Annotated in this window: 7 protein-coding genes; 4 read left to right on the top strand and 3 right to left on the bottom strand. The window is 68.1% G+C overall.

Annotation, left to right across the window (positions count from 1 at the left end; all coding sequences use genetic code 11):
- Positions 1-11: 11 nt before the first annotated feature.
- Positions 12-1,148 (bottom strand): choice-of-anchor L domain-containing protein, encoded by a 1,137-nt coding sequence (locus ENSA7_RS07625; protein ID WP_106088539.1) that lies wholly within the window; start codon positions 1,146-1,148, stop codon positions 12-14.
- A gap of 230 nt (positions 1,149-1,378) precedes the next feature.
- Here ENSA7_RS07625 and ENSA7_RS07630 point away from each other — a divergent pair, with 230 nt between their 5' ends.
- Entirely contained in the window at positions 1,379-2,242 is an 864-nt protein-coding gene (locus ENSA7_RS07630; protein WP_106088540.1) for a 3'-5' exonuclease, read from the top strand.
- 12 nt (positions 2,243-2,254) lie between these two features.
- Here the strand turns inward: ENSA7_RS07630 and ENSA7_RS07635 are convergent, their stop codons facing one another.
- Complete coding sequence (locus ENSA7_RS07635; protein WP_106088541.1) at positions 2,255-5,239, bottom strand: HTTM domain-containing protein; 2,985 nt, start codon at positions 5,237-5,239, stop codon at positions 2,255-2,257.
- 163 nt (positions 5,240-5,402) lie between these two features.
- Between ENSA7_RS07635 and speD the strand changes: the two genes are divergently transcribed.
- The gene (gene speD, locus ENSA7_RS07640; RefSeq protein ID WP_181233399.1) at positions 5,403-6,176 is read left to right on the top strand and encodes an adenosylmethionine decarboxylase; all 774 of its coding nucleotides are present in this window, start codon (positions 5,403-5,405) and stop codon (positions 6,174-6,176) included.
- 9 nt (positions 6,177-6,185) lie between these two features.
- Positions 6,186-8,831, top strand: coding sequence for a chloride channel protein (locus tag ENSA7_RS07645; protein ID WP_106088543.1), 2,646 nt, complete (start codon positions 6,186-6,188; stop codon positions 8,829-8,831).
- Here ENSA7_RS07645 and ENSA7_RS07650 read toward each other — a convergent pair.
- The gene (locus tag ENSA7_RS07650; RefSeq protein ID WP_106088544.1) at positions 8,824-9,870 is read right to left on the bottom strand and encodes a LysR family transcriptional regulator; all 1,047 of its coding nucleotides are present in this window, start codon (positions 9,868-9,870) and stop codon (positions 8,824-8,826) included. The two genes, ENSA7_RS07645 and ENSA7_RS07650, sit on opposite strands and share 8 nt — an antisense overlap.
- Positions 9,871-10,410: 540 nt before the next feature.
- On the opposite strand from ENSA7_RS07650, the gene ENSA7_RS07655 reads away from it, so the two are divergent.
- Complete coding sequence (locus tag ENSA7_RS07655) at positions 10,411-10,743, top strand: hypothetical protein (RefSeq protein WP_181233401.1); 333 nt, start codon at positions 10,411-10,413, stop codon at positions 10,741-10,743.
- Positions 10,744-11,049: the final 306 nt, after the last annotated feature.

Below are 11,049 nucleotides of genomic sequence, written 5' to 3' on the forward strand. Positions count from 1 at the left end.
GATTGGCCGACCTACTCGATCGGCGTGGTCGAGGGCGGCTGATCGCCGTCGCAGCCCCACTGGAAGTTGTCGATGAAGGTGTAGCTGTCGAGGACCGAGTCGCTCATGTCGAAGATCCCCAGCACCAGCGTGAAGGTCTCGCCCGGCTTGACGCCAGCGTTGGTGGTGAGCCACTTGGTGCCCGCGTGGCCTTCCATGCAGGTGCCGTGCAGCTCGGGAGCCGAGCAGCCGCCCTGACAATCCGGGTCGTTGAGCGGGTTGGCGTCGCGGTAGTCGAGGAACCCGGCGTTGAGTGAGATCGGCGCGCCGTCGTTGTCGAACGAGACGTTGCCGGTCCAGACCTCGGACTCGAGCCAGCCGATGTACATGTCGTTGTAGACCGACAGGTAATAGTCCGGGTACTCGAAGCTGAAGTACGCGAGGTCGTAGCTGAACGAGTTGACGCCCTGCGGGACCTCTGCCGTGATCCGCAGCTCGGTGTAGTCGTTGACGCTGCCGGCGAGCTGCGACTCGATCGTGTTCGAGCAGTCGCCCATGCCGATCAGGTCAGGGTTGTCGGCGCAGGTCTGCGCGCCGACGTCAGAGCCGACCATCGGGGCTGGCAGCGTGATCGGGTCATAGGCACCGAGGTCCGAGCTGCAGCCGAGCCCGGTGTTGTCGTCGAGCTCGTCGACGCGGCCCGAGCCGATGACCACGTACTTGCTGCCTTCTCGCGGCGGGAACGCGCCAAGGTTGCCGAACGACGAGCGCATCCCGATGCCGGCCGTCGCTCCGTTGGTTGCGAACGTGACAGTTGGCTCGCCGGGGCAGTTGAGCCCGAGGGCCTGGACGATCGGGGTGTTGGCCGTGTCGTCGCAGGGGGTGTGGACGGGGACCTCGCAGTCGCAGAATTCACCCTCACCACACGGCACGGTGTCGGTCTCGTTGTTGTCTTCGATGTCGAGCTTGATGTCCCCGTCGCCCGAGTCGCCATCGCCAGTGGTGTCGTCGACACCGCTGTCGATGCCGCCGTCGATGCCCGAGTCGATGCCGTCATCAGATGCGTCACCAGGTGCCTCTTTGCAGCCGATCGTCATGAGCCCGAGCGCGCCGCTCAGCGTGGCGATGGTGAAGCGCGCAGTGTACGAACGACGAGACCCCGACGTCATGGCAGGTAACCTACCAGCGATCTGGGTGGGTAAGAAACCAATGAAGGGTTCGGCAGCTCGAATTCTGCCATCAGCGCCCAATTTTGAAGCAACCGAACTTACTAGGTGTGCACGGCGCCCGCCGGCGCAGGTTCCTCCGCGGCGCACAGGAACCGGCGCTGCGCTCGGTCTGATGCAGAGTTTGACGGGACGCGAGACAGACGAAGCCCGACGGGTATAAGGGCGGCCGCATGAGCGACGCGACCGCCCCCACCTCCGTACCGCAGATCAAGGACCTCGGCCCCCGCTTCTTCGAGTTTGTCTCGAGCCTCGAGCGCCCGGTCGTGTTCCTCGACATCGAGGCGACGGGGGTCGACCCGCAGCGCGATCGCATCATCGAGATCTCGCTGCTCCGCGTGTCATCGGATCCCGTGGCGATCGAAGCCCCGCGGACCTGGCGGATCAATCCCAAGCAGCGCATCCCGCAAGAGGCCAGCGAGATCCACGGCATCTACAACGAAGACCTCGAGAGCTGCCCGAGCTTCGTCGAGCTCGCGGGCGAGCTCGCGCAGGTGTTGCGCGGCGCCGACCTGGCCGGGTTTGCGATCAGCCGGCTCGACTTGCGCTTGCTCAAGGCCGAGTTCGCGCGCAGCGAGGTCGAGCTCGATCTCTCGGTGCCACGCCTGGTCGACGCGCAGGTGATCTTCCACGCCCGCGAGCCCCGAAATTTGGCGGCCGCTGTCGAGTTCTACTGCAGCGAGACGCTCGAGGGCGCGCACGGAGCCGAGGCCGACACGATCGCCAGCCTCAAGGTGTTCGCCGGGCAGCTGGCCCGCTACGAAGATCTGCCGACCCAGGTCGGCGAGCTCGACGAGCTCAGCACCGCGCTCAATTCGGCGTTCGTCGATCTGGGCCGCCGGTTCATGTGGAAGGACGGCGAGCCGGCGTTCAACTTTGGCAAGCTCAAGGGCAAGCCGCTGCGCTGGGCCGCCGGGGATCCCGAGCATCGCACCTACCTGCGCCGACTGCTGCAAGGCACGCTCGAGGGCGAGGCGCACGACGTCGTGGTCGAGGCGCTGCAAGGCAAGATCCGCCGCAAGCCCGGCGGATCCTGACTTACCGCTGACTTACTCGTCGTCCTCGTCGTCGTCCAACAGCAGGTCGACCCGGCCGCGCGCGTACGCGGCCTTGCGGACCTCCTTGGGCATGTCGAGGCACACGTCGAAGCGGGGGTCGAGCACGTCGACCTCTTCACCGCGCTCGCGCGCGTCCTCGATCAGCTTGGCTTCCCAGTTGGCGCAGCGGTGCTTGTTCCACGTGCGGATCTCATTCTCGTCGACCTCGGGCAGCCCGTGGCGGCGCCGGATCTCGTTCCTGAGCTGACCCTCGGTCGTGCTCTTGCACTCGGTCGTGTGGATCTTGGTGTGGCTACCCTTGGCGTTGTACTGGGTCTTCGCGTCGTAGGGTTTCATGAACACCTCCTGCGGCGAAGGCATCGGATAGGTGACCTTGTAGAGCTCGACCCGGCGCGGGAGCTCGCCGTGCTCGAGCTCCCACTGCCGACAGACCCAGCGCGCGTGCCACTTTTGGTACCACGCCCCGTTGCCCCCCTCGCTGCCTGCGATCCGCCGGTTGATCTTGCGCTGGCGCGTGTAGGACACCCACGGGATCGGGTACACGGCGTCGCAGATCGCCTGGGTCGCGCCGGGCATGAAGCAGGCGTAGACGTCGGTGTTGAGATCGTAGATCTCGCCTTCCTGGTCGGTCACCGTGACCCGCAAGAACACGTTGCTGCGCGGGGGGTTGGGCGCAAACATGCCCCAGCCCTGGGTGGTCTGGGTGGTCTGCAGCCAGTGCTTGTAGGTCTGGTCGATGTCGTGGCGGAAGGTCGACCACGAGTCCTTCTCGGGGAACTCGGTCGAGGCCACGGCGCCCAGGTGATAGACCGCGACGAGCGTGACGATCGTGCGCCCGATCGGCCCGTGCGACCACGGCCGGTTCTGACGCCCGGTGACCGGATCGTGGGTGGGGATCGGCTTGGGCGCGTCGGCCTTGACGTGACAGCCGCCAAAGCTGAGCACGCCGACCGCGAGCACCACCCAGATCATGCCCACCGCCTCGCGCTCGACCGCGACGCTGCCCAGCCACGCCGCCAGTAAGATCACCGGTGAGAACCACGGGTTGAAGTCGAACCCACGCACGCGCCGGGCCATGACGACCACCGCCATCACGGCGATCATCAAGACGAACCAGTTGGCCTCGATCAGGTGGACCTGGTCGGTGAGGCCCCTGGGCAGGGGGGTCTTGGCGGTGTTGTCGGCGAGCTTGCCGAGCCTGGCCCACATGTCCTCGTCGGTCTGGACCCGGCGGATCACGCCGACGATCGCCAGGCCAAGCCCGGTGAACAGCATCGCCCACGGCTGCTGGTAGCCGTCGCGGATCGGCTTCCAACCCTTGCTCGCGCCCGCGGGTGGCTGCGGCGGCAGGTCGAGATCGGCCGACGGGATCATCTGCCCCTCGCGGACGTGCTTGGGCATCGGCAGCCTGAGGTGCTTGTGGAGGAACTGGCCGATCTTGGTGCTGAGCAGGCCCAGCTCGTCGCCGTTGAGGAACACTGGGTAGAGGGCCAGGACCCCGGGCGAGAACCACCCCACGTTCATGGTCAGGATCAGGTGCCCGTGGAAGATGATGCCGAGCATCAGCCACAGCCGCCGGCCAAACACCCAGCGGCACACCCAGTCGAGATCCAGCCAGCGCAGCCGGCCCCGCTTCTCACGCGGGATGTCCTGGCGATCCCGCAGCTTGCGGAAGCCCCAGACCACCAGCGCCGCGACCAGCGGGATGCTGACGCCGACGATCCACTGGATCAGGGTGATCGCCTCGTCGTCTTGATAGACCCGGCCGAACACCCGAAAGCCCTGGGCCGGCGCCCGGTAGTGGACTGGGTAGCTCCACAAGATGATCGCGTAGAACCACGCCACGAACCCACCCAGGCCGATCCGCGCCAGCCACAGGCGGGCGCCCTCGAGCCGCGGGATCTTCTCGCGTCGGTGCCAGCGCAGGATCAAGCCGAACACCACCAGCGGGAACAGGGCCTCCCACCAGTGCACGACCCAGGTGTTGATCCGAAACAGCGAGGTGCCGAAGTAGGACGACAGCAGCTGCGGCGGCAGGCGATAGAAGTGGTCGAGGTTGAACGCGTAGTAGAACGCGTCACCCCGGGTCCAGACCGGGCCGTTCTTGAGCGTGCCCGTGGCGCAGTAGAGCACCGCGATGTTGAGGATCACGAACACCCGCGGCCACGCCGGGATCGCCCGGTAGATCGGCTCGAGGTAGCGCGTGGTCGCGCCGCTCCGGTAGGGATCCGCAGCGTCGGTCTCGACGACCGCGCCAGCGCCGTTGCCTGGCCCACCTGGCACCGACAGCCGGCCTTGCTTGCGCAGTCGTCGGCAGCGCAGCCAGTTGTCGACGCTCCAGCCCTCGCCGCAGCGCGCCAGCAGCAGGTAGAAAAAGAACACCCGGAAGACGTTCTCGGTCGCCTCCCAAAACAGGGTGTTGCGCAGGATGATCCCCATGTACAGGAACCACGCGACCCACTTGATCCACTTGGTCTGGAACCCGACGATGAACATCACCATCGAGATCTCGAACAAGACCAGGTAGGTCCAGAAGAACTTGGGCGAGCTGTCGAACAGCAGCAGCGAGTAGTTGGGCCCCTTGAGCCACTCCACGAACGCGCCGAACGAGAAGAACTTGGCGGGATCGGTCTCGCTGTTGCCGTCGCCGAACCCGGCGAACTGTGAGCGGGCGCGGTAGTGCTGGGCGATGTCCGTGGAGAACACGCCCTCGTCCATGAACAGGTACTCGAACAGCTCCCACAGCCCGTTGACGTTGCACAGCGCGCAGAACCCAAACACGATCCGGATCGCGGCGATCGGGCGGGGGTCCTCCATGCGCAGCCACAGCTTTCGCCACGCGTCGCGGTGCGCGAGGAAGAACATCGCCAGGCAGGTGACGGCGGCGAGCAAGAACCAGCCGACCCCCGGCGACAGGGCGATCGCGTCGTAGTTGGGTAATTCGTCGTCGGCGAGCGCGAGCAACAGCGGCTGCATCGCTGGGGAGCATCGCATGCCGGCTGCCGGGCCACAGCAGCGCCCGCGACGGCCGGCCAGAACTGCGGATGTAGCGCTGTTGCACCCGGCTCGCCCGTGGTCCGCGCGTTGCACGGGGCCGCTGACTTGCAAAAAACCCGAGGCTGCCGAAAATGCCCAGCCTATGCCGCGCGAGCCGATCCGCCTCGAGGGCTTCAACAACCTCACGAAGATCGTGAGCTTCAACCTCTATGACTTCGCGGTGGCGCGGACCCAGGCCGAGCGCGACAGCTACATCACGTATCTGCACGAGCACTTCTCGGGGCCGCGGATCACCCAGATCCTCAGTGAGATCGCGCGGATCATCGACGCCGAGGTGCTCAGCGTCTCGGCCCAGGACTACGATCCCTATGGAGCGAGCTCGCTGGTGCTGATGAGCGACCTCGGCCACGGCCAGGTCGTGGGTGCCGACGGCAAGATCGCGTCGAGCGTGGCGGCGCACCTGACCAAGAGCCACCTGTGCGCCCACACCTATCCCGACGTGCTCGATCCCCGCGGGATCTGCACGTTTCGGGTCGACATCGACGTGGCGACCTGCGGGACGATCGTGCCACTGCGCGCGCTCGACTACATGCTCGAGAGCTTCGAGAACGACGTGGTGATCATCGACTACGTGGTCCGGGGCTTCACGCGCGACACCGAGGGCAACCGCGTCTACATGGATCACACGGTGCGGTCGATCCAGGACTTCATCGATCCCAAGGTGCTCGCGGACTACGAGTGCGAGGACCTGGCGCTGCCTGGGCAGAACATCTGGCAGACCAAGATGATGCGCACGGACCTGGATCCGTCGCAGTACTTCGCCCCGGGGATCGACCCCTTCGCGGCCGACAGCCGGGAGCTGCTCGGGTTGATCAAGCGCGAGATGGCCGGGATCTACTACAGCCTGCCAAACTGAGCCCGAGCCGTGGGTGACGACGACCGCGACGCCGAGCCTGAGCCAGGCCAGGAGCCTGCGGCGGAGTCTGCTGGGGAGCCTGCGGCGGACGGGGTGCCCGAGTCGGTGTCGGATGCAGTGACCGAGCCCGTCGAGCTGCCGCCGATCACGATTGGTTCCAAGACGGTGGTGGTGCGCGAGCCCAGCACCGAGCTGCCGATCGAGCCCAGCCTGGAGCTGGACATCGCGTTCGAAGAGGAGCTGCGCTCTCCGATCACCAGCAGCGACGGCCCGGCAGCCTCGGGCACCTACGAAATTGCGAAGGTCGGTGCCCGCGGCCGTCGCAAGCATCACGCGGCGGGGGTCCATCAATCATTGGCCGGGCTCGAGGTTCGCGAGGACACGGGCGCGCACGCGGTGGTCGACGAACCCGAGCCGCCGCCCTCCCACACCCGCCGCCGCGCGCCCCGCAAGACCAGCACCTACGCCTCGGTCGGTGCGGCCCCGCGTGAGCCAACGAGCTCGATCGACGCGCTCGGCCACGCGCGCCCGCGCCCGGCGACGGGCATGTGGGACACGAGCAAGACTGGGTTCTACAAGCCGCTGCCCGCGACCGGACGGATTGTTCGCTTGTGGGAGGAGCTCGGGCTGCGGGTCGGTCAGCGGATCGCCGAAGCCGTCGGCGACGACCACCTCTATCTGCTGATGATGGCCGTGCTCGTCGGGGTTGCGAGCGGGGCCACGGCGGGCGTGTTGCTGCTGTGGATCGCCCGGGCCGTCGAGCTGTTCCCCGCGGTCGGCAAAGCGTTCCCGAGCTTCGGCTGGATCTACCTGGTGCTCGCGCCCGCGCTCGGCGGCCTGATGGTCGGCGCCCTGCGGGTGGTCGCGCGCCGCTACTTTGGCGACCTCGCCGAGGGCATCCCCGCCGTGATCGAAGCCGTCGGCCAGCAGGGTCAGCTCAAGGGTCGCTCGGGCGGCGTGCTGGGCATCGGGACCGGGCTGACGATCGCCTCGGGTGGCTCGGTCGGTCACGAAGGACCAACCGTTGCGATCGGGGCCACGGTCGGCTCGGTCGTCGCCCGCTTCTTCGGGCTGCGCATGCGCAGGCAGACCACCATGGTCGGGGCCGGCTGCGCGGCGGGTCTCGCCTCGGCCTTCAACGCGCCCCTCGCCGGAGTCATCTTCACGGTCGAGGTCGTGTTCAAGCGCAGCGTCGGCGGCAACGTGGGCACCATGTCCGTGTTCACGCCGCTGATCGTCGCGGCGGTCGCGGGCACCTTCACCTCGTACGCGATCTTTGGTGAGCGGTCCGAGCTGATCGCCCCCGGCGATGTCGCGGGCGACCGGCTGCTGCTCGAGATGATCTTCTTCCTGGCGCTGGCCGTGGTCGCCGGGCTGCTGAGCCCGCTGATGAGCCGGGTGATCCTGTGGATCGGGGATCTGTTCGAGCGCATGAAGTCGCTGCCGCAGTGGATCCGACCCGGGCTCGGCGGGCTGGGCGTGGGCATCCTCGGCGTGGTCCTGTTCGCCCAGCTGCTCGGGCCCGGCCGCGGGATCGTGTTCGATGCGCTCAACAGCGAGCTGGTCTGGCAGATCGCCCTGCAGCTGGCCCTGCTCAAGATCCTCGCGACGGCGCTGACGATCGGCTCGGGCGGGATGGGCGGCGTGTTCATGCCGTCGCTGGTGATCGGCGCTTGCGTCGGGACGGTCGTTCACGCGCTCGCGGCCCTGGTGCTCGGCGACGGCGTGAGTCAGCCGGCCGCCTACGCGCTGGTCGGGATGGGCGCCTACCTCGGCGCCACCCTGCGCGCGCCGCTGACCCCGATCGTGATGATCTTCGAGCTGACCGGCGACTACGGGCTGATCTTGCCGCTGATGTTCGCCTGCATCTTGTCGGCGTTCGTGGCCGGTCGGGTCGAGAAGGACACCTTGTTCGATCTGACCTTGCGCCGCCGCGGCAGCTCGCGGGTGCTCGACACTGGCGACGACATCGGCGTGATGCAGCGCGGGCACGTCGGGGATCTCATGGTCTTGCCCGATCACATGCTGCGCATGAGCTCGAGCTTTGAAGAGCTGCAGCGCGCCGCGTTGGTCGAGGACACCCCCACGCTGTACCTGCTCGACGAGCACGAGCGCGTCGCCGGGGTCATCGACAGCCGCGCGCTCGCGGCCCGGGTCCTGCGTGGCGAGGTCGACCATGAGGCCAGCGCTGGGTCGATGGCGACCAACGAGCGCCCGACCCTGCTGGTCCCCGACGACACCCTCGCTGGCGCGATGCTGGCATTCTCCCGCTCGGGGCGCGACGTGCTGCCGGTCGTCGACGCGGATCGTCAGCTGCTCGGGCTGCTCGAGCGGACCGTGCTCATGACCCACTACAGCGAGCACGTGCTCGAGCAGCGCGACGCCGAGCTCGCCCTGCACAGCGGCGCCGGGCTCGACCACGAGGTCAACCTGGGGCTCGGCGTGACCCTCGAGCGCGTGGTCGTAGGCCGCAACTGGGCCGGGCGGAGCTTGATCGAGCTTGACCTGCGCGGACAGGTCAACGTGCAGGTGCTCGAGTGGCGGCGCGATGATCAGCTGCTGACGATCGATCCCAAGCAGCCGCTGCGCGAGGGCGACGTGCTCGCGCTGGCTGGCAACCGCGACGACCTGCTCGCCGCCCGCTGGGTCAACTGAGCTCGGCCCGCGCGTGCAGCCCCTGCAGGCCGGACCCGAAACTGCTTTCAGCTCGGGCGAGGCTCCTCGCCCGCTTGCAGACGCCATCTGTAGGCTGGTCCACCGTGGGCAGCGAACTCATGTTGCTTGCTCCGGCGTTCGGCTGCGGACGCAGGCCCGCCGCGAACCGCTCGAGCTGCGAGAGGGTCGCCCTGATGTTGGGGATCTCCACCATCGCCTCGGGCACGACCACGCGCAGCTCGTGACGGCAGCCGACCAGCCCGTCGAGCACGGGGATCAGCTCGGTCAGGGGCTCATCCTCGGGCATGGCGTGGGGCAGCGCGAAGTCGGGTAGCAGGGCGATTCCAAGCCCGAGCCCAACGAACTGGCGCAGCAGGTTGAGGTCGTTCGTGGTCAGCCGTGGCTCGATCTCGAAGCTCCCCCCCTCGAAGGTTGGCCAGCACGAGGGCGCGCCGGGGCTCTGCCAGCCGAGCAGCAAGTGGTGCTCGAGCTCCGCGATCGAGCGCGGCACGCCGTGGCGCTGCAGGTACGCGGGGCTGGCCTCGAGTCGCTCGGTCATGCACATCAGCGTGCGCGAGTGCCAGTTGCCCGGCGGGGTGGTTCGGCCGGCGTGGATCGCAATGTCCACGTGCTCGATCAGCTCGGCCAGGGGATCGTCGGACACCCGCACGTGCACGCGCAGGGCCGGGAACTTGGCCTGAAACAGCCCGAACGAGCGGGTGAGCTGGTGAGCCGGCAGCCTGGCCGAGATCCCCACGCGGACCTCACCGCTCGGGGCGTCGCCGAGGTTGCGCAGCGCGTCGAGCAGCACCTGAGTCTCTCGCAACATCGTGCGGCCCTGGCTCGCGAGCAGCTCGCCCGCGCGCGTGGGGATGACACCGCTGCGACTGCGCTCGAGCAGGGCCACCCCAGTCCGCGCCTCGAGGGCGTCGACCCGGCGGCGCAGCGTCGCGCGGGGCTGCTTGACGGCCGAGGCCGCCGCTTTGAACGAGCCGCTGTCGATCACGGCAAGGAGGGCGCGGGTTTCTTCGAAGTCCATGGTTCGTCTCTCGCGTGGGGGAGCACCGATGCGGACTGTCGCCGACTGTCGTCAGCTGTCGCTCGGTCTACTCAGACGGTTCGCGGACAGTCGGTCGGGCTCGACGAGGGGCTTCGCGGACCCGGGAACAGCGCTTGGTGGTTCGAATTCAGTGGCTGAGAGGGGGGGCGTCGTCACGGACCCTCGTCAGTGCCAGACCCATGCCAGCCGCAGCTGCACCAGCTCGGGCTGCTCGAGGCACGAGCGGCCCGCTGGCGCTGCTGACCTGCTGACCTTGCTTGGCCTCGTTCGGCGGCGCCGCTGAGCGGTGCTCCGCGAAGCCGCGGTCCAGCTTGGGCCGCGGCTGAGCGGAGCCTGGCGCCTGGCCATGCGCCGGGGGATCACCCGAGCGGAGTCGACGTGGCATGGTCGCGGGTGGAGTGAAGAGCACCGCACGCGGGCGGGTCGGACGATCGCCGCGCGAGCGAATATTCTCTTGGCGGGACCTGGAAATTACCCGGGCTGGCGTCACTCAGGGGGTGCGTGTCGACAACCCGGACCATGGACGCTACGTCTGCGGGCGGACGGGCCGCAGCGACAGCCATGGACGGGGACGAGCGGTGCCAGATCCTGACGCGCGCCTACCGGGAGCGGGGGCGGCGACTCGCGCGTCGGATCGCGGCGATCACCGGCGACCCCGCGACGGTCAACGAGACCTTCATCCGGGCCCACGTTGCTTGCGGCCTTGCTCGGTCGCGACGTGCCGACGCGGGCGCCGAGCGTGAGCTGGCCGCGGTGGTCGTCGACGTCGTCGCGGCTCAGCTGGTGCGCGATGCCTTCGAGCTCGCGCAGGTGAACAAAGGCGGCACCGTGTGTTCGCGGTTGTCGACGTAGTCGTGCGGCGGATCAGGCTCGCGCAGCCGCACGGCGCCGATCCGGGTCTGGTCACTCGCGCACGCGGTGCGAGAAGTCGCCGAGCCCAAGCCCAACGACACGCTCGCCGAGGTCGGTGGGGTCAACGTGCACCGAGGTTTCACATGCAGGTCTACTGGAACAGCCCCACGGGCACGTCGGTCTCGAACTCGCCCCTCCACCACTCGATGGCACGCGGACGGGGAGCCGCGGAGCGCTCGCCGGCGACATGTGCTAAGCGAGGGCGAACGCTGGCGTTCACCCCACCCCCCACGGAGACACCCATGC

This window comes from Enhygromyxa salina, assembly GCF_002994635.1.
GTDB lineage: Bacteria > Myxococcota_A > Polyangia > Nannocystales > Nannocystaceae > Plesiocystis > Plesiocystis salina_B.

Bases quoted from the DNA above. Each gene is read 5' to 3' on its own strand.
- ENSA7_RS07625 (WP_106088539.1), bottom strand. From the start codon at position 1,148: ATGACGTCGGGGTCTCGTCGTTCGTACACTGCGCGCTTCACCATCGCC.
- ENSA7_RS07630 (WP_106088540.1), top strand. From the start codon at position 1,379: ATGAGCGACGCGACCGCCCCCACCTCCGTACCGCAGATCAAGGACCTC.
- ENSA7_RS07635 (WP_106088541.1), bottom strand. From the start codon at position 5,239: ATGCAGCCGCTGTTGCTCGCGCTCGCCGACGACGAATTACCCAACTAC.
- speD (WP_181233399.1), top strand. From the start codon at position 5,403: ATGCCGCGCGAGCCGATCCGCCTCGAGGGCTTCAACAACCTCACGAAG.
- ENSA7_RS07650 (WP_106088544.1), bottom strand. From the start codon at position 9,870: ATGGACTTCGAAGAAACCCGCGCCCTCCTTGCCGTGATCGACAGCGGC.
- ENSA7_RS07655 (WP_181233401.1), top strand. From the start codon at position 10,411: ATGGACGCTACGTCTGCGGGCGGACGGGCCGCAGCGACAGCCATGGAC.